Genomic DNA, 18,649 nt, shown 5'->3' with positions numbered 1-18,649 from the left:
GGCGTGGGCAGCGGGAAAGGCCATGGCGGCCCCGGCGCTGGATACGGCCCTGGCGGACACCTATCTGTCGCCACGCACCAGCTGGTGCCAGACCCCGGGGGGCAGCCGCGGCAAGGTCGTCAAGGTGACAAATCTAGATGCGGCCGGCCCCGGCTCATTGCGGGCGGCGCTGGATCAGCCTTTTGCGCGCATCATCGTCTTCGAAGTCGGCGGCGTTATCGACCTGGCCGGCGCCAGCATCAAGATCCGCTTTCCTTTTGTGACCATTGCCGGGCAGACCGCGCCTTCGCCGGGCGTGACGATTATCCGTGGCAAGATCAGCATTGGCACGCACGACGTCATCGTGCAGCACCTGTCGTTCCGGCCCGGGAGGGCGGGTAATGCCCCCGGCTCCGGCTGGGAAGCCGACGGCCTGACGCTGTATGGCGCCCATGATGTCATTATCGACCATTGCAGCTTCAGCTGGGCGACGGATGAAAACCTGTCGGTGTCGGGAACCCGTTTCGACGGCCCGGCCGGATCGGGCAAGGTGCCGGGCGCGCCTTACAATGTCATCGTCAGCAACAATATCATCGCCGAGGCGCTGATGAATGCCACGCACCGCAAGGGCGCGCATTCGAAGGGCCTCCTGATCCACGACAATGCCGAAAACGTTCTGGTCATGGGAAATGTCTTCGCCAGCAATGACGATCGCAACGCGCTGTTCAAGGGGGGATCGCAGGGCGCCTTTATCAATAATGTCGTGGTCAATCCAGGCGCGACGGCCCTGACTTACAATCTGTCCCAGCGTGAATGGCAGGGGCAGCCGGTGCGAACAGGCCGGCTCAGCGTGATCGGGAATGTCTATGCTCCGGGGGCGGACACGCGCAAGAACCTGCCCTTCCTGCGCATCCTGGGCGAAGGGCCGGTCGAAGTCTACGCCGAAGACAATGCCCGTGTGACGCCGGGCGGCAGGCTCGAAGGCCTGGCTGACGCGATGGCCGCGCCCTCACCGCTGATGAAGGGGCTTCCGTCGCCCTACCTGCCGACCGGCATCAAAATCCTGCCATCGGCCCAGGTATGGGCAAAGACATTCGAAACGGCTGGGGCCCGGCCCTGGGACAGGGATGCGACCGACCGTCAGATCCTGGCCCGCGCTCAAAACGGCACGACCCGGATCGTCGACAGCGAGGATCAGGCCGGTGGATATCCGGCCTATAAACGGACGAAAGAGGCCTTCAAGGCTGACGATTGGGTCTTGCAGGGCATGCAACCGAGGCCGCGAGCGAAATAAGCTTTGCGAAGTGGGTAAATTTTTAAGTGCTGCGGCTTATGGGAAATAAGCGAATTCGCGGTAACAGGTGCGTTCGGCAACAATGGTGCGCGTTTTGCAGTCGGCGGCATTTCGGTGAAAATGCACAAACCGTTTGTAAAACATCATGTGCACGCGATAAATGATGACTGACTTGATGACGGCCTGTGTAAACCATCAGAAGCTGGTCATTTAAGGGGAGCTTTTGGCATATGAGCAGTAAATCGGAAAAGAGGGTCATTAATCCCGCCCTGCGTGCTGCGCTTACGGCGTGTAAGCAGCATCTGACGGGGGTTGCTGTCTTCAGCTTCTTTTTGAATCTGCTTTATCTGGCGCCCACGGTTTACATGATGCAGGTCTATGACCGCGTCGTGCCGACGGGTGGCGTCGTCACCCTGCTGTACCTGACCCTTATCCTGATCTTCGCCCTGGTCGTCCTCAGCCGTCTCGACCAGCTGCGCACCCGGCTTCTCACACGCTCCTCCGCGCGGCTGGACAAGCTGCTGTCGGGCCAGATCCTGCACCGGCTGTATTCGATCCCGACGACGGGCGGCAAGAGCGCGGCCTTCGCCGGTATGATGCGCGAATTCGACACCATGAAGGGTGTCCTGAGCGGCCCGGGCGTGATCGCGCTGTTCGACGCTCCGTGGATCATCTTCTATCTCGGCTTGTGCTTTCTGCTGCATCCCTTCTTGGGGGGCCTGGCCCTGACCGCGGGCGGCTGCCTGGCGCTGATCACCTATCTGAACGAACGTGCCACCTACGAAAAGATTACCTCGGCCAACCAGGCTATCGCCACGGCCTATCTCGAGCAGGAAGCCCTGACCTCGCGCGCCGACGTCATCCGGGCATTGGGCATGCAGGGCGAAATGGTCCAGGTCCAGCTCAAGAGCCGCAGCATGGGTGTGAGCGAAAGCATGCGCGCCAATGCCGCCGGCGACAATTTTGCCGCCCTGACCAAGTTCCTCAAGATGTTGTTGCAGTCCTTGGCGCTGGGCGTCGGGGCGTACCTGGCCATCTCACAACAGATCTCGGCTGGCGCGATTTTCGCCGCCTCGCTGCTGATGACCCGGTCGATCGCGCCCATGGAGCAGATCATCGGCCAGTGGCGCAGCCTGACCAAGGGCTACAATGCCTACAAGAAGCTCAATAACCTGTTCTATCAGGTCGATCCGGAGCCTTCGCTGGTTCAGTTGCCGGTGCCCAAGGCCTCGCTGATCGTCGACAACCTGACGGTCGCCAATCGTGAACAGCGCCGCTACTATCTGCAAGGCGTCTCTTTCGCCCTGAACGCCGGTGAGACGGTTGCGGTCATCGGGCCCAGCGGCGCCGGCAAGACGACACTGGCGCGCGCTATCGTCGGTATTGACGCCTATGACTACGGCACGGTCCGTTTCGATGGTTCCGAACGTTCGGAGTGGGATCAGCAGCGCCTCGGCAAGTATATCGGCTTCCTGCCGCAGGATACCTGCCTGTTCCCCGGTACGATCGCCGCCAATATCAGCCGCTTCGAAGGCACGCTGAATTCGGATTCCTTGCTGATCGATCAGAAGATCGTCGAAGCGGCCAAGGCGGCCGGTGCGCACGACATGATTTCGAAGTTTCCGCAGGGCTACAATACCGTGCTCGGCGCGGGTGGTTCGGGTCTTTCGGCTGGCCAGGCTCAACGCATCGGCCTGGCGCGGGCGCTATATGGCGATCCTTTCCTGCTGGTCCTCGATGAGCCGAACGCCCACCTCGACCAGGAAGGCGAAGAAGCCCTGATGAAGGTCATCAATGCCTTCTGCGAACGCGGCGGTGCGGTCATGGTCATCGTGCATCGCGCGGCCATCCTGTCGGTGGTCAACAAGATCCTGTTCCTCAAGAACGGCCGGGCCGGCTTCTTCGGCACGCGCGATGAGTGGGTCAAGGCCCAGCAGCCTCAGGCGCAGATCGACGGCGACGACCCTAAGGCCAGGCCCGTCCTGGCGAAAAGCAGCTGACGCGATGTGTGACGAAACCATGCGCCCACCCTTGACCCCCTATAGCCAGCAGGCAATGTCATGAGCGACAACGCACTCGTTAGTGCCGATAAAACCGAGATTGACGTAGATCTCGACGGCAGTTCTGCCCAACAGGACGATCCGCGCCACGACATAAGAAACGGCATGATCTTCGTTGCCGCCTTCTTCTTCATCTTCATCGGTCTGGCGGCGATCATCCGCGTCGATGCCGCCATCTATTCGCATGGCTCGATCGTCGTGAGCGGGTCCAAACAGCAGGTTCAGCACCGCGAAGGCGGTGTCATCACCGCGGTAAAGGTCCGTGAAGGCGACTTCGTCAAGCAAGGGCAGGTCCTTATCGAACTCGCCGGCGACAATACCGAAGCCAATGCCCTGGCATTGAAGTCCGAATATATCAAGCTGATGATCACCCAGGCCCGCCTCCTGGCGGAAATGAAGCGCGCATCCAGCTTTGCCGAGCCGGCGGAGCTGAAAATGTTCACAGGGCCGGACCGTGTGCTGGTCGACAACGAAATGATGACCCAGCGCCAGGCCATGGCCCTGCGTTATCGGGAAGTCTCTGATCAGGTGATCGTCCTCAGCAAGCGCCGCAACCAGACACAGGAGCTGATCGCCGGCGCTCAGAAGCAGCTGCAGGCGAATGAACGGCGCAGGTCGTTGGCCGGCGATGAGCTGGCCAGCGTCGAGTCGCTGGAAGCCAGGGGCTACGCGCCCAAGACGCGGGTGCGTCAGTTGCAGCAGTCGATCGCGGGTATGGAATCCGATAATGCCGGGCTGACGGCCGACATGCGCCGCAACTCAGCCAGCCTCACCGAACTGGCGGCCCAGGAAAACGCGATCCGCAGCCAGGCCGGGGCCCAGATCGTCCAGCAGCTGGAGCAGATCAGCAGCCGTCTTAGTGAGGTTGCGCCGGGCATGACGTCCGCTACGGACCAAATGAACCGTACGACTGTCAGGGCGACATCCACTGGCCGCGTGGTCGGCCTGACCGTGCATAATGCCGGCGCTGTCGTGACGCCTGGTCAGGTCATGCTGGAAATCGTCCCTGAAGACGCACCCCTGGTCATCGAAGCCATGGTCGACGCCAAGGACGGCGACGACATCCAGCCGCAGCAGGAAGCCCAGATACGCTTCAGCGCCATTCAGGAACGCGACCTGCCGATTATGAAGGGCAAGGTACTCAAGATTTCGGCCGACACCTTTCAGGACCAGAAGACCGGTGTCCACTTCTACAAGGCGCAGGTCGAGGTCAGTCCGCAGGCGGTCGCCGAGATTTCCAAGGTGCGCGGTATCAAGGACGTGCTCAAGCCCGGCCTGCCGGTGGAAATCATCGTGCCGCTGCGCAAGCGTACCATACTGGGTTATCTGTTCGAGCCGTTGAACCAGACCTTCTGGCGCAGTTTCCGCGAGCATTAGGCGGAGTCCGAGCATTACGGAGTCTTCGTAGGGATGCGTCGTAGTTCAGGAACCGCTCGCGCCGTAATAGAATGTACCGCCGTGCGGTGAGGGAGATACACCATGACGAAGGTGCTTTTGAGCGCTGCCTGCGCTCTGGGTCTGTCGCTGCTGCTGCCCATGTCCGCGTTGGCCGAACCTGGGGACATGACGTTCGAACAACCCATAGCTTGCAAGCTGGGGGAAACATGCGTTATCCAGCAGTATTTCGACCACGATCCCGGTATCGGCGTGGCGGACTACCGCTGCGGATCCCAGACCTATGACGGACACGATGGCACCGACTTTCGTATCCCAGACCATGCTTTTCTGGCTCAAGGCGTGCCGGTCATCGCCGCGGCAGATGGCTTTACTGTCGGGGTTCGGGACGGCGAGCCGGACGCCACCGGTTCGAACTATGACCGGGTCGCGGTAAAGGACAAGGAATGCGGCAACGGCGTCGTCATCCGACACGCCGATGGCTGGGAAACCCAGTATTGCCACATGCGCAATGGCTCCATCCGCGTCAAGGCGAACGCCATCGTCAAGGCCGGGGCCGTGCTGGGCTTTGTCGGGCAATCAGGCATGGCCGCATTTCCGCACCTGCACTTTTCACTCCGGCACAAGGGCGAGAAAATAGATCCCTTCTTTACCCAGGCCGCGTGCAGCAATAGCGCGTCCCTGGCCGGGTCGAAATGGCGGCCGCACGATCAAAAGGCCCTGGCCTACCGTGAAGCCTTTATTCTCAATACCGGCTTCACGACAGCCGCAATGGAAATGGGTGACGTCGAAAAGGCTGGACTGCCGGCACCCACGTCCGACGCACCGGCGATTATCGCCTATGTCCGCACCATAGGTTTGCGCGCCGGCGATACTCAGTCCATCACGGTCACCGATCCTGCGGGTGCTGTGATGGCCGACAACGCCGAACCGGCCCTGGAGCGGAACAAGGCGCAATATCTTCTGTATAGTGGCCGCAAACGCCCGGCAGCCGGTTGGCTGAAAGGCCAGTATTCCGCCCGTTATACGCTGAAGCGGCAGGGCCGGGTGATTGCGGAAAAGGTCTTTGCCTTCACACTGTAGTCAATAAAAAACCGGCGGGATTGCTCCGCCGGTTCCTTCAGTCAGTCTGTGATTCGGCAGAATCTTAGAAGATGAAGTCGCTGGCCGAAACCGAGGCAACACCCTTCAGGAAGATGCTGGTGTTGTTGAACTCGATCATTGTGCCGCCGTTGACGCTCGAGATATCGAGCTTGCTGAACTTGGTGAAGGCGAGGGTCAGGTCGATCTTGTCACCGGCGGTGAAGTCGACGATTTGATCGTGACCATCGTTGCGGTCGAAGGCAAAGATGTCATTACCGGCGCCGCCGGCCATCAGGTCATCTCCGTCGCCGCCAAAGATACGGTCATTGCCGGCGTCGCCCATGATGCGGTCGTTGCCCTTGCCGCCGAACAGCAGGTCATCGCCTTCACGGCCCCAAATGATGTCGGCGCCCTTGCCGCCAAAGATCCAGTCGTCGCCCTTGCCGGCCGTCAGGTTGTCATTGCCCTTGCCGCCGAAGACGAGGTCGTCGCCGGTGCCGGCGTTGACCACGTCGTCGCCCTTGCCGGCAACAACGATATCATTGCCAGTGGTGGCTGTCAGGTTGTCGTTCAGCTTGGTGCCGACGAGAAGGTTCATTGTGCTCAGCTTGCCGAGCAGGTTAAGCAGTAAAGACATGGTATTCCCTCATTTATGGTGCCCGCCCCCATAGGTCCGACGAAAGCATTCGTCCACGCCGTTAGGGTCTGATCCAGTCCGGATGCAAAAGGCATGCTATTATCAAGGCCCTCAAACGTCCTGGAACGAAACAGTACTGTCTCGCGCCAGATAGCCCGCCCTGTCCACACAAAGCCATCTTTTTGACTGTTTAGAAATTTTTCGCGCCTGTGGGTTGATTCTTGTGGCCCGTGAAGGTGAAGCCGTCCCCTGAAAGGAGACACTGTGGCGTCAGAAGCGGTAAAATCTGGTGCGTCAGTGGTATCCCAATGCCATTGGGGTGGCTTTCGGCCAGGATGGGTGTGCCATTGCCCCCGGTGTTAACGCTATCGACAATTTCCATAAATGAAACAATGGTGATGGTTTCCAGTTACGCCTGATGTCATAGGGCCGGGGATGGTGCAGCGAATTGGCCGCGCGATACGGCTGTCGTATTTTCATCACACGATTGTCCAATTGCGCGTGCGGCCGCAGACGGTTTCTGAGTTCAGAAACGTTTGTACGATATACGAAAGCATTGCAGGCCAAACCTTACGGCGAACAGAGGGCGTCTCGGCGCGCCCTTTCTGGCTTCGCGTAAAACGATTTCACGCGATCAACTGGTTGGGGTGGGGTCTTTGTTCGCCGCGCCGGAAGTGACAAAATTATGAGGTTGCATCCGTCGTACCGTTTGCCACTTGCGCGGTGGCATAGGAATTGCTGGTCTGTCCAAGGGCGGGTTATAACACATGGCTAGGGACCATTATGGACAACGAAGTGCATACGATTGAAACTGCTCCGCTGGGCAGGGTCATTCTCGACACCCTTATCTTTTCGATATTTATCCCGATCGTAGCGGGCATTATCGGCTGTGTGAGCGTTCTGAACGCTATCGACGCCAATACCCAGCCGAAGATCTTTCCGGCTGAGTAGCAGAGCCGCACGGCTAAGGGTGTCAGCGGTTTTCGTCAAAGATATCGCGACGAAGCATCCAGCTAAAATCATGCCGATCTGGTTATTCGCGCCTGTCTGTGGCGGGTGAGTCTTGCGGAAACTCCATAAAAAAAGGCCGTTGCGACTTGAGACATGTCTCTCGCCGCAACGGTCCTTGATGCTTTTATGGCGAGGATCAGGCTGAAACAGGCTGATCCACGGGTTCCCGCCGGGTGGTGCCGAGCGACAGGTAGACGCCGATCGTCTTCTCGGCAACATTGGACCAGGTCAGGAAGTTACCCTTGTCGGCCACATACTCCTGGCGGTTTTCGATGCCGTGGGTGAGCTTGGCGGAAATAGCGTCGATGTCGTTCGGATCGACGAAGTGATGCGCCGGCAGCGGCATGTCCTTATTTTCCGGAATGTCGCTGATCAGCACGGAGCAGCCCTGGCTGATGGCTTCGAGCGTGGCATTTGATGATCCCTCGTGGAGCGATACGTTCACATACAGAGCGCTGCGCTTCAGCAGACCCGGCACGCTTGAGCGCGGGACGCGGCCCAAAAGCTTGATCCGGTCGTTGAGCAGGGGGCGCAGCTCTTCGGCATAGGGTTCGTCGTCGAGCCCGCCGGCAATGACCAGGTCATAGTCCGGATGGCTTTCGCTCAGCTTGTTGAACGACTTGACCAGGTTGATCACGTTCTTCTGGTAGGTCACGCGGCCGACGGAGAGAATGAACGGGCGGTCCGACGTCAGCGGTACATTCGCGTCCGAGACGATGGCCGGATCCAGCGCATTGGGGATCATGTGGACATTCTTGCTGATGCCGCGCTTGGCGAGCCGTTCGCTAAGCGCCGGCGTCACGGAAATGACGGCATCGGCGAAACGCAGCTGCCATTCGGCAAACAGGAAGCCCATCCGGCCGAGAAAGCCCCATTTGTTGAGGATATAGTCGGCCGATCCATAGCGCACGACTGTCTTGCAGCCGAGCATCTTGTAGATCAACAGGAATACGGCGGATCCGAGACCCTGAAGGTGAACCACGTCAGGGCGAATCTTCAGCACCTGATAAATGGCATACAGGTAGTAGGCAATCTTGTCGGTATTCAGGAATTTGACGGCCGGTGACGCCAGGAGTTGGACGCCCCTGTACTGCTCACCCTTAATGAACTGCCGTAATCCCATGACCGTTACGTCATAGCCGGCGGCCGCCATCAGAGGGAAAAGCGCCTCTGCGTTCTTTTCCGCGCCGCCTTCGACATCCGGAATGCCGCGTGCTCCGATAACCAGTACTTTTTTAGACTGCATAACTCATGCCCCTACTTCTTAGTTCTTTGGCTTGCGCATAATAACGTACCGTCAGGCCGCACATCAGGCCATACAGAATAACACCTTCTATGTTAACATTGGGCATAGTTGACAAGGTTAACAAGAAGTAGCTGATGTGCAGGGATACTAGTACAATTCTGTATTTTGGGAGCGCATTAACAGAATAATAAAGCATGGTTAACATGCTAATTACTGTCAGTGCAACTCCGATGGTTCCATATTCGTAGATAAAGGATACAAACATGTTGTGGGCGTATTTTTCAAATACGCCGCGCCATGAGTCCGGACCAAAACCGATGAACGGATGGATCCCTGTTCCTTCGGCCGCCGCATGCAGATAGCCGGCCCACAGCTGGAGACGTCCTGAAAGAAACTGGCGTTCCGGCGTCGTAAAGTCGCTGGGCATCTTGTCCAGAAGCGCGATCTTGTCGGAGATCATTAACAGTTCGCCGAACCGGTCCTGATTCATCGTAAACAGGACGGCCATGCCGGCTATGCCTGCCGTAATCAATCCACCCCGTATTAGCCAGGTCGTCGATTGACGCTTGACCTGGATGGAGGAAACCAGGAAGGCGGCGAACATGGGCAAGGCGCCCAGGAGCGCTGTCCGGTAGTTGCATAGGATAATCGAAATCAGACTGATCGTGCACCAAAAAAGCTTGGTCTGGAAACTGATTTCACGATTGGCAACAGTTATCACCATCAGGGCCAGGGGGATCATCGAAAACGCAGCTTCGTGGACATAACCGCCAATATAGCTGACCGAACCGTCGCCTTCGGTGGCCTTGTACTGGTGTGTCACCAGCGAAATCAGCTGGTACAGTAGCGGAACGGCAAAACACTTGCTCAGGACGGTGAAGTTGAAGCGATCGTCGTCAGGCAGCAGAAAGACGGCAACGGCGATTGAGAAGAAGAGCGCCTGACGGATCAGTGTATTGGCCAGGCCCATGACCTGCATGTTCAGCACGCCGCTGATGATCACCAGGACGGAGAAGAGATAGAAGACCGCAAGGTATTTCAGCTGGAAGATCTTGCGGCCCAGGACCGCCAGGCCCGCGACCATGAACAGGATGGTCGACAAGGCATTGATACTTTGGCCGGCGACGAGCGGTACGATCGTGAAGATGTGAAAAAAGTTCAGGACATAACGCAGAAGCAACAGAAGAAACAGGAAGCGCAGCGGCCCGCTGAGCGGCCGCGTTACGCCAAGCCATACCAGAAAGAGCAGGGCGAAAAGGCCGACCGCTAATTCTGGAAACCCCAACATGGGGGCTCTGGCGACGATATCTTCCATGACAGTCGGGATCCTTGGACTTACGAATCCAGATAGTAGTTCTTGACGGCCTTGTAGTAGAGGCCCTGGCCTTCGCCGTAAGCCGACTGAGCCTTGATATCGACCTTGTTCAGGATAACGCCGGTCACCATGACATTGCTGTCACGCAGTACGTTCAGCGCCGCGCGGATGATCGGAACGGCGGTCTGCCGCCACAGGGTCGAGAAGACGACGGCGTCGGCATGCTTGGCCAGGATGCGCGCATCGGTGACGGCCAGGACAGGGGCAGTATCAAGCACGATGACGTCGAACATGCCGCGCAGCGTCTCGATCAGGTTCTTCATTTCCTGGCGATCGAAGATATCCGGCAGCGGCGTCTTCTGGTCGACGAGCGGAATGAAAGCGATGCCGCTGTGGTCATCGCGCACCAGTATGTCCGACAGCTCCGCCTTCTTGTTCAGCAGTTCGACCAGGCCCGATTTCGCATCCGAAATCATCAGCTTGCTCAGAGAACGGCGGCGCAGGTCGCAATCGATCACGACGACCGACTGCCCGGCAAGAGCCACGGTCTGGGCGAAGCACATGGATATAGTCGTCTTCCCTTCGTTCGGAATGGCCGAAGTGGTGAGAATGACCTGGATATTGCCTTCGGCGGTTCGCAACAGGCCGGTTCGCAGGTCGTGGAAACCTTCGGCAAACAGGGACAGCGGCTTTTCCGCGATATAGTCCACAGCCAGCTTGCGCTGCGTGTTCGAGCTGACAATGGTATTCAAATCGGCGATGCTGGCCAGATAGGGCACGCCCAGACGTTCAATGTCCTGGCGGGTGCTGACGCCGTTCTCAAGTGACATCTTGCCCAGTACTGTAGCGCCAGCCACACCGCTGGCGCAGATAAAGGCGACGGCGAACGCCATCACAAACCCCGGCGATGACGGCAGGGCCGCTTTTGCCAGCGAAACGATGCGGGCGTCCGGCGCTTCCAGGCCTTCCAGCGAGGCCAGCTGGTTATAACGGCCGAGATAGGCTTCATAGACGCTGCGCACGGCCTGGGCGTCGCGTTCCAGCTCGTTGAGCTGGACCATGGCGCGGTTGCCCTGCGCCAGGCTGCCGCGCGCTGCGGCGACCTTGGCAGCGATGGACGCGGTCTTCTGGCGTTCGATCTCAGCGGCCGATTCCAGGTTCATGAGAACGCGGTCGGTTTCTTCCTGGATTTCCGCGTCGATCGACTGCTTCTGGCGCTTGGCTTCGATCAGTTCCGGGTGACGATCGCCATAACGGCTCGAAAGCTGTGCGATGCGCTGTCCCAGCTCCGCTGACTTTTGCCGCAGGCCCTGGATGACCGACGAGCCCTGGACCTCGGCCACGCCGCCGCCCGTATAGCCGCGATTGAGCTGGTTCTTGGCGCTGCGCAGGCGGGCTTCAGAAGCGGCCTTGTCGACGGAGGCCAGGCCGAGCTGCGAGTTCAGCGTGGTTATGTCCTGTTCGGCCAGCATGCCGCCGTCGGCGGTCAGAAGGTTGTTGGCGATCTTGAACTGCTGCACCTTGCTTTCGGCGGATTCCACCTGGCCGCGCAGTTCGTTGACGCGCGACAGCAGCGAACCGCTGGCGCTCATCTGGCCCTGCTGCTTCACTTCCAGCTGGGTCTTCAGGTACTGCTGCGCCCATTCGTTGACGACGGCGCGGGCGCGCTCGGGAGATGTGCTCTCATAGCTGATGTAGATGACACGGGCCAGGCCCTGACGCTTGACCTTGAGGCCTTCGATGAGCCTGGCTTCGGCGCGCTTGTCGAGCTCGATTTCGGGCTCTGCCGCCTTGATGCCGACCATGGTGAGCAGAGTGCCGAGGCCGCGGTCTTCGGTAAATTCTTGGATCTCCGATAGCTTGAGTGTCTTCACCACGCGCTTGGCCAGTTCGCTCGACTTGACCAGCTCGACTTCGGTATCGACCGCCAGGACGTCGGTCATGAGCTGCGGCGTGACGGTCTCCGTCGGAACGGCCTTGATCTGGTGCGAGTCAACCATGACCACGGATGTGGCCGTGAACTTCTTAGGTTGCATCACCATGATCAGTAGGGTGGCGGCAAAGACAACAACGAAAATGGCGAGAAAGAGCTTCATGTGTCGGCGCGCATGAAGAAGTAACGTGTGGATATTGACCGAAGGCATGAAATGCTCGGTAGAATTTTGCTTTTCTTTGTTTTCCATGGTCGTCACGGGTGTCACACTGTCGCTTTCAAGGTCACTTATTCATTCAAAGCACATGAGAAGACGCATATTTGAGCGCGTAGTGATCACATCTGCTAGCTGGAAAAGGTAGACAGCAGGCCAGCCCCAGCGCATTTGGCCTGAACGTATTTCATTCGGTAGTCGCCGCATATTGTCAGCTTCACATTAAGAAACGGCTGACATGCCCCAAAATAGCCTTGATATCTTCTGCTGTACCGAAACGGGAACAGTTTGAAAATATCAAATGTGCCAATGTCAGCGAGTGTTTCCCTATCGCCACTACATTTGTCTACGCCGCAAAAGCTGCATCATGCCGGTCTTGTTGCTTGAGAGTTAAAACAGTCCAGTAATGGTTGATCGTTGCCTGCATGTCGTAGCGTTCGGCACCTGACAGTGCCTTCTTTGCCCACGCGGACCTGACGTCAGGCGATGCATAGAGATTCAGCGCTTCAGCCATGGCTACAGCATCATTCACCGGTACTAAGATGCCATATTTCGCCTCAAACATCCGGTCGAGCGGCATACTCGCCTGCTCATCGAGGATTTCCGACGGGCCCGAACGGCAGTTGGTCGCGATGACCGGTACGCCCAGTGTCATGGCCTCGGCAAGGGCATTGGGAAAGCCCTCGCCGTTGGACGGCAGGACAAAAGCCGTTGCACGACGGATGTAGGCGAAGGGATTGGCCGAGAAGCCTGGAAAGTGCACGCGGTCGCTCAGGCCCGCGCGCACGGCCTCGTCTTTCAGCCGCGCTTCAAGCGGCCCCTTGCCGAGAATGACCAGGTGCGCAGAGGTAGCACTGCGCGACAGAGCATCTATCAGCATCGAGAAGTTTTTGCCGTCAACAAACCGGCCCATGGCAAGGACATAGGGCGCCGCCGGCAGCGGTGTGGCTGGCTCTTCGGCCGCCAGCGTCGTTATGTACTCGCGATTAATCGGGTTTGGGATCGACACCAGCTTTGAAGGCGAAATAGCGAAATTGTCACGCAGGTCTTCGGCGATCCCACCGGAGACACAGATGATCTGATCGGCCAGCGGATAGAGGGTACGGACCAGCATCTTGGACACGGCCCCGGCCAGACCCTTGAAGTGTCCGGACGTGTTGGCGCGCTCCGATATTACGGCGCGATGCTTTAGCACGCGGCTGCTCAGCGCATTGATTACGTTCGCACGCGTCAGGAAGCTCAGCACGTATTGAGGTTTAAGTTGCCTCCCCAGCTTCAGGAAGGCCGACAAGCCCTTTGGCAGGCTCCCCTGGGTGCGCAGGCGATGCACCGTTGCCCATTCGGGGGGACTGTAGGCCTCGTGCGTTTCATCGTCCAGCAGAACCAGATGGATGTCGTACTGCGAACGACGATCCTCACTGTGGCGCAGCAGCGTCATCATGACGCGTTCCGCTCCGCCGCCTGCGAGCGAGTTCAGCAGGAATATAACGCGCGGCTTTAAAGGACTGGCGTCAGACATAGGTTTTGATCCGCGGAACAATAAGGGTCATTAATCGGGTATAGAGCGGTGCCACCTTCTTGGGGACGACAGGCCCTATTTCCTTGTGCAGGCGCGCCAGGAAGGCCTGGCCGAAAAGGATGAGTGACACGGCATAGATTGCCGCGCCCGTCAGCGCCATGAGGACGACGCGGACGTAGATGTTCCAGTCGCCGAGCAGCCAAATACGCAGCGCGGAAAGGACTACCAGCATGGTCGTGGCTGCGAGCAGGGGCGGGAGCAGGTGGGCGAACCAGTCGCCGAGACGGATATCGAGTACCGCGGTCGTCTTCCACACCACATAGGGCAGGGTCAGATAGGCGGCGATGACGGCGGCAGCGGCGGCCCAGGCAATGCCGAACCGGGTGCCGTACCACAGGGCAGCGAGGCCGAAGATCAGGTTCAGGATCTGGATGATCACCAATGGCTTGGACAGCCCCGCGGCGATCAGGGCCGAGGACGACATGCGGGTCACAACCAGCGGCACGACGCTGAGCGACAGGATGGCCATGATGGTGGCGCTGATGGCCCACTTGTCACCGAAGAAGAGGGTGATCAGGTCGGGCGCCAGGGCGGCAGCGCCCAGAAACACCGGAAAGACGAAGGTGGTCGTAACGGCCAGGACCGCCAGATAACCCTTACCCGGCACCGCAGTGGTCTCCTTGCGGCGGGCAAAGGCTGACAGCGAGACGTCCTGGATCGGCTGAACCAGGACCTGGGTCGCCAGGTCGAGGCAGCGCGATCCGATGCGGAAGAAGGCCAGTTGCGCCGAACCCAGGACGGCCGATATCACCATGTCGGGCAGCTTGGTGATCGACAGTTCGATCAGGCGGCTGCCGGTGACATTAACGCTGAAACTGCTAACGTCGCGAACCACCTTCCAGTCGAACTGGAACTTGGGCATCCAGCGCGCTTCGATCCAGGTGACGACCGTGGTGATGACCGCCTGCACGATGCGCTGGAAGACCAGGGCCCAGATGCCGAAGCCGTTGAATGCCATGTAGACGGCCAGTGCGCCGGCCGCTGTATTTGCCCACAGGCCGCGCAGCGCCAGCTGGTTATATTTGAAGTTACGGCGCAGGTAGGACACGTGCACGGCGCGCGCGGCGTCGATGATGAACATCGACGACAGGGCCATCAGGGCCGTCGAGACCGACGCATCGAAGTGCGCGGTGATGACGAACTTGGAAATGATCAGGACCAGGACGGTTATGATTACCGCCAGGCCAATGTTCAGCCAGAAGCAGGTCGAGGCCGTGCGGCCTTCCCACTCTGCGCGCTGGATAAGCGACTCCGGAATACCACCGAAAGCGAGGACCCGGCCGATATCGATGAAGATGACGGCGATCAGCACTGCGCCGATCTCCGCCGGCGCCAGGACGCGGGCTAGGGCGGCGAAGACGACAAAGCCAATGATGTTGTTCGCCACGGTCCCCAGCATCATCCACAGGGAGCCGGACAGGAGCTTGGATCGGGTTTGCGACATGCGTTATTTTCCAGCCGCTTCGGCGAGCGGCGCCGGAGAGACCTTGGTCTTTTCCTCAAGGGCAGGCGCGTCGATCGGCGCAATACGGATGAGCAGCTTGTTCAGGCCGACGAGCGAGAAGAGCCTGATCAGATTGGCGATGAACAACTTGCGGAAGCGCCATTCGCATAGCCATGAAGCCCCCCAGGCAATAGCCGATACCGAGAGCAGGGCTATGACGATGGCGGCATCCATTGTGACGTATGGCGCGATCATCTTCATGATGGTCAGGCCGATCATCTGGTGGAAAAGGTAGATGGCATAGCTGTACTTGCCGATCCACATGAAGATAGCGTCCCTGAAGAGCACGTGATCTGCGGCGACAAGGAATGCAAAGAGCATGATGAAGAGGACATTGTCCTCGGCCTTGAACAGGTGGATTTCGTAGACGCCGATCAGAGCCGTGATGCAGGCCATGAAGATGACAGCCGTAAACAGTCCATCGAATTTCTTGCGATATAGCGCTACGCCAATGGCAAATATCGGCAGATACTGCGATACGAACAGCCCATGCAGAATCTGGCTGACCACCCGGAATTGCTCGGAGTCGCTAAAGCCAATCGGACCGGAACGGTCGAAATACAGGATCAGAAAGTCCAGGCCCGATGCCGCAAGCGCGAACACGCAGAAGGCCGTCGCAAACCGCTTGGGGAAGAGAACGGCACACATGCCGATAAAGAAGTAGAATTTCAGCTCGACCAGCAGCGACCAAAAGGCGCCGTCTATCCAGTCAAAGCCGAGATCAGCCGCAAAGAACATGGTGCCGATCAGGTCAACGACGTCGCGGCCCTTTTCGTAGAACTGATAGTCTCCTGTCGTGACGGTAGGTGGGGAGAAAAACTGAAGGAAGACGAAGACGGTCAGATTGGCCAGGATGAAAAGCGGCCAGATACGTGAGATGCGTTTGGCATAAAAGTCGGCAAGCGTCTTTGAGGCTTCGAGCGACTTTGCGATGAGATAGCCGCTGATAATAAAGAAGAGCAGAACACCAAGCTTGCCGATATGCTGGTTGACACTTGGGCCTTGGCTAAAGCCGAAAGCCGCCGGCGGCAACCGGTCTGAGTAGTGGAAGTAAACAACGATAAATACGGCAATACCACGCCATTGCTCAATAAACGTGTCTTTTATCTTTTCCATTACAGACCCAAAAATCGTTGCAAAGTCAGGCGTACGAGCATCGTTTCGACGTGTATGAAGAGCAGAATGCGTGTTCAATTCACATAAAGGAGCCGCACATCCACAAATATGCGCAGCCAGGTGCATTTTTCATGCCAATTACGCGTCTACCGGGAATACGCTATACTGTGTGTCAAATCCGTTAAGCCGTTGATCCGCGACAGACTTTTTTGTTGTGGCGATCGTGTGCTTGGCGGGACGGCAACCTGAATTCTGCCGGTGGGACCTGTCGAGTGAATGGTCGGGAAGGCAGTAGGGTTAAGGAGTATGCGGTTGTGCGGTGAAAATCAATACGAAATGCTGCGCCGCAGCATTTCTGTTGGGTGTAGTGCCCGTTGGTGAGAAAACAGCCATAAAAAAACGGGGAACCTTTTGGGTTCCCCGTTTCCAGGCTTTAGGCTTATGCGCTGATCTTACGACGAGCGCATTGCCAGACTTTACTAGAATACGAAGTCCGAAGCGCTGACCGAACCCACGCCCTTCAGCAGGACCGTGTCCGAACCGTAGGTGATGGTGGTGCCAGCGGCAGTCGTCGTAATGCCCAGATCGGCAAATGCCAGGCCAGTGGCCGACAGGTCGATATGGTCGCTGCCCGAAACGAAGTCGGTGATCGTGTCGGCGCCGTCGCCGAAGCCGAAGACGAACAGGTCGGCGTCAGCGCCGCCAGCCAGAAGATCGTTGCCGGTGCCGCCAACCAGAACGTCGCTGCCTGCATCGCCCATCAGACGGTCGTTGCCTGCACCGCCCAGGATGATGTCGTTGCCGTCACGGCCGTAGACGATGTCGTCGCCAGCGCCGCCGTCAACGCGGTCATCGCCCTTGCCGGCGGTGATCTTGTCGTTGCCAGCATCGCCGGTGATGAAGTCATCGCCCGTGCCGCCGTTGATGATGTCATCGCCGGCCTTGCCACGGATCGAGCTGGCGTCGGTCGTGCCGGTGATGTTGTCGTCGTTCTTGGTACCCTCGACTTGAGGGAAGAAATATGAGCTCATTGTTAATCTCCAGTAGGATGAGGCGTTGTGAAAACTCTGCAGGCAATCCCAACGCGGGAATGCGGTAGGAAAGGAACGCAAGAAATATACCAGCCCTCCCCACTGAGCTGATAGGCTTACTGGCAAACCTTATTAAAATGCACGCTCCCCGTCGGGGTTGCGGATATCAAAGGATTGGTAAACCAAACACTAACAAAACGGGATTGGGCGATCAAGGCGAAATTTTGGCGAGGAAGTTACTCGCGATGATTCGCCTCAACAATTCTCACTCACGTTTTTGTTAGTATTTTGTTAGGTATATACACGGGGTCGTGCAATTGCAGAAATTCTTTATCCTATTGGTTGAATAAAAGCCGGTTTGCCGGCCTTTCGGGCCTATTATACGCCCCGCAGTAGGAATGTGTCCAGTTGTGGGACATGTGTCGGCACGACGCCCTACGACGCCCAGACACAGAACTTGCGTCAAAATGTCTCACTGCAGCTGCGGTGTTCCGTAACCGGCGGCCGCCTCCGTGCGCCTGTGTATCGCAATGATACAAGAGAGCCATTCAAGCAAAAATGGTAAACGATAAAGAAGCGATCAAGGTAAATTGCAGTTAACCTGCAATCTTTTTGAATCGATGCTTGATGCCAATAAACATCCACATTGCTAAATTACAAATTTACCAATGCGAGTAAAGCCGAATTAATGACTCAATGTAAATAATCAATGTGTGTTCGCACCATAAACGGTGCGTTTTTTAATGTGTGGAGTGGCTTGAATGGCTGATTACTATGTGTCGCCAACCGGCAGCGGTTCAAAGAATGGCGCAGGCGCTGAAAATGCATCCACCCTTAGTCAGCTCGATAAAATTTTAGCAAATGCCCAGGCGGGCGACCGTATTTTACTTATCGCCGACAAGGGCGATTACAACATCACCAAGGCCATCAATCTGACACACGGCGGCACGGACGCCGGCAATATCCTGATCAAGGGCGTGTCGTCCTCGGGCGCGGACATGAACGCGACCTTTGTATCGAACCGCGCCGATGTCTATACGCCCCAGGCCGCGTCGGGCCAGGAAGTGTTCAAGCTGCTGGACGGCGCCAGCCACCTGTCGTTCGAGAACATGAACTTCCAGGACGTCAACGCAGCCTTCCGTCTGGCCGGCAAGCTCGAGGGCATCTCGATCGAGCACATGACGGCCGACAATATCAACCGCTTTGTCTATAACCTGGTGAGCGGCAGCGCGACCGACGCCACCGTGTCGGG

General features: G+C 58.0%; 14 protein-coding genes. 6 read left to right on the top strand and 8 right to left on the bottom strand.

Annotated features, from left to right (window positions below; all coding sequences use genetic code 11):
* Positions 1-22: 22 nt before the first annotated feature.
* The 4 genes from AC1DON_RS04185 to AC1DON_RS04170 all read left to right on the top strand — a co-directional run bounded on the left by AC1DON_RS04185 (position 23) and on the right by AC1DON_RS04170 (position 5,811).
* Positions 23-1,273: a pectate lyase family protein gene (locus AC1DON_RS04185; protein ID WP_476933499.1), complete on the top strand. Its 1,251-nt coding sequence runs from the start codon at positions 23-25 to the stop codon at positions 1,271-1,273.
* 230 nt (positions 1,274-1,503) lie between these two features.
* Entirely contained in the window at positions 1,504-3,273 is a 1,770-nt protein-coding gene (locus AC1DON_RS04180; RefSeq protein WP_476933498.1) for a type I secretion system permease/ATPase, read from the top strand.
* Between the two features lie 60 nt (positions 3,274-3,333).
* A complete protein-coding gene (locus AC1DON_RS04175; RefSeq protein WP_476933497.1) occupies positions 3,334-4,710 on the top strand; it encodes an HlyD family type I secretion periplasmic adaptor subunit in 1,377 nt (458 codons plus the stop codon).
* 102 nt (positions 4,711-4,812) lie between these two features.
* Complete coding sequence (locus AC1DON_RS04170) at positions 4,813-5,811, top strand: M23 family metallopeptidase (RefSeq protein ID WP_476933496.1); 999 nt, start codon at positions 4,813-4,815, stop codon at positions 5,809-5,811.
* A 64-nt stretch (positions 5,812-5,875) separates the two neighbouring features.
* On the opposite strand, the gene AC1DON_RS04165 is transcribed toward AC1DON_RS04170, so the two are convergent.
* Positions 5,876-6,448, bottom strand: a complete 573-nt coding sequence (locus AC1DON_RS04165) for a calcium-binding protein (protein WP_476933495.1) — start codon at positions 6,446-6,448, stop codon at positions 5,876-5,878.
* Between the two features lie 783 nt (positions 6,449-7,231).
* On the opposite strand from AC1DON_RS04165, the gene AC1DON_RS04160 reads away from it, so the two are divergent.
* Positions 7,232-7,399, top strand: coding sequence for a hypothetical protein (locus AC1DON_RS04160; protein ID WP_476933494.1), 168 nt, complete (start codon positions 7,232-7,234; stop codon positions 7,397-7,399).
* Positions 7,400-7,595: 196 nt separating this feature from the next.
* Here the strand turns inward: AC1DON_RS04160 and AC1DON_RS04155 are convergent, their stop codons facing one another.
* From AC1DON_RS04155 to AC1DON_RS04125, 7 genes are all read right to left on the bottom strand, one after another.
* Positions 7,596-8,705 carry a glycosyltransferase family 4 protein gene (locus AC1DON_RS04155; RefSeq protein WP_476933493.1) on the bottom strand — a complete coding sequence of 370 codons (1,110 nt, stop codon included), beginning with the start codon at positions 8,703-8,705 and terminating at the stop codon, positions 7,596-7,598.
* A complete protein-coding gene (locus AC1DON_RS04150) occupies positions 8,695-10,020 on the bottom strand; it encodes an O-antigen ligase family protein (RefSeq protein ID WP_476933492.1) in 1,326 nt (441 codons plus the stop codon). The genes AC1DON_RS04155 and AC1DON_RS04150 overlap by 11 nt, the downstream gene beginning before the upstream one ends.
* A 20-nt stretch (positions 10,021-10,040) precedes the next feature.
* The gene (locus AC1DON_RS04145) at positions 10,041-12,164 is read right to left on the bottom strand and encodes a GumC family protein (protein WP_476933491.1); all 2,124 of its coding nucleotides are present in this window, start codon (positions 12,162-12,164) and stop codon (positions 10,041-10,043) included.
* Positions 12,165-12,513: 349 nt separating this feature from the next.
* Complete coding sequence (locus AC1DON_RS04140; RefSeq protein WP_476933490.1) at positions 12,514-13,686, bottom strand: glycosyltransferase; 1,173 nt, start codon at positions 13,684-13,686, stop codon at positions 12,514-12,516.
* Complete coding sequence (locus AC1DON_RS04135; RefSeq protein ID WP_476933489.1) at positions 13,679-15,190, bottom strand: lipopolysaccharide biosynthesis protein; 1,512 nt, start codon at positions 15,188-15,190, stop codon at positions 13,679-13,681. The genes AC1DON_RS04140 and AC1DON_RS04135 overlap by 8 nt, the downstream gene beginning before the upstream one ends.
* Before the next feature lie 3 nt (positions 15,191-15,193).
* Positions 15,194-16,492 (bottom strand): acyltransferase family protein, encoded by a 1,299-nt coding sequence (locus tag AC1DON_RS04130; RefSeq protein ID WP_476933488.1) that lies wholly within the window; start codon positions 16,490-16,492, stop codon positions 15,194-15,196.
* Between the two features lie 353 nt (positions 16,493-16,845).
* Positions 16,846-17,397, bottom strand: coding sequence for a calcium-binding protein (locus AC1DON_RS04125; protein WP_476933487.1), 552 nt, complete (start codon positions 17,395-17,397; stop codon positions 16,846-16,848).
* Positions 17,398-18,158: 761 nt separating this feature from the next.
* Between AC1DON_RS04125 and AC1DON_RS04120 the strand changes: the two genes are divergently transcribed.
* The coding region (locus AC1DON_RS04120; RefSeq protein ID WP_476933486.1) for a hypothetical protein at positions 18,159-18,649 on the top strand (491 nt) is incomplete at its 3' end.

Source organism: Asticcacaulis sp. P4_H10, assembly GCF_056400965.1.
The sequence above is the reverse complement of the archived record's forward strand: the minus strand, read 5'-3'. Positions and strand labels throughout refer to the sequence as shown.

Coding starts and splice junctions, on each gene's coding strand:
- AC1DON_RS04140 (WP_476933490.1), bottom strand. CDS start 13,686: ATGTCTGACGCCAGTCCTTTAAAGCCGCGCGTTATATTCCTGCTGAAC.
- AC1DON_RS04180 (WP_476933498.1), top strand. CDS start 1,504: ATGAGCAGTAAATCGGAAAAGAGGGTCATTAATCCCGCCCTGCGTGCT.
- AC1DON_RS04145 (WP_476933491.1), bottom strand. CDS start 12,164: ATGCCTTCGGTCAATATCCACACGTTACTTCTTCATGCGCGCCGACAC.
- AC1DON_RS04125 (WP_476933487.1), bottom strand. CDS start 17,397: ATGAGCTCATATTTCTTCCCTCAAGTCGAGGGTACCAAGAACGACGAC.
- AC1DON_RS04150 (WP_476933492.1), bottom strand. CDS start 10,020: ATGGAAGATATCGTCGCCAGAGCCCCCATGTTGGGGTTTCCAGAATTA.
- AC1DON_RS04185 (WP_476933499.1), top strand. CDS start 23: ATGGCGGCCCCGGCGCTGGATACGGCCCTGGCGGACACCTATCTGTCG.
- AC1DON_RS04135 (WP_476933489.1), bottom strand. CDS start 15,190: ATGTCGCAAACCCGATCCAAGCTCCTGTCCGGCTCCCTGTGGATGATG.
- AC1DON_RS04175 (WP_476933497.1), top strand. CDS start 3,334: ATGAGCGACAACGCACTCGTTAGTGCCGATAAAACCGAGATTGACGTA.
- AC1DON_RS04165 (WP_476933495.1), bottom strand. CDS start 6,448: ATGTCTTTACTGCTTAACCTGCTCGGCAAGCTGAGCACAATGAACCTT.
- AC1DON_RS04155 (WP_476933493.1), bottom strand. CDS start 8,705: ATGCAGTCTAAAAAAGTACTGGTTATCGGAGCACGCGGCATTCCGGAT.
- AC1DON_RS04130 (WP_476933488.1), bottom strand. CDS start 16,492: ATGCACCTGGCTGCGCATATTTGTGGATGTGCGGCTCCTTTATGTGAA.
- AC1DON_RS04170 (WP_476933496.1), top strand. CDS start 4,813: ATGACGAAGGTGCTTTTGAGCGCTGCCTGCGCTCTGGGTCTGTCGCTG.
- AC1DON_RS04160 (WP_476933494.1), top strand. CDS start 7,232: ATGGACAACGAAGTGCATACGATTGAAACTGCTCCGCTGGGCAGGGTC.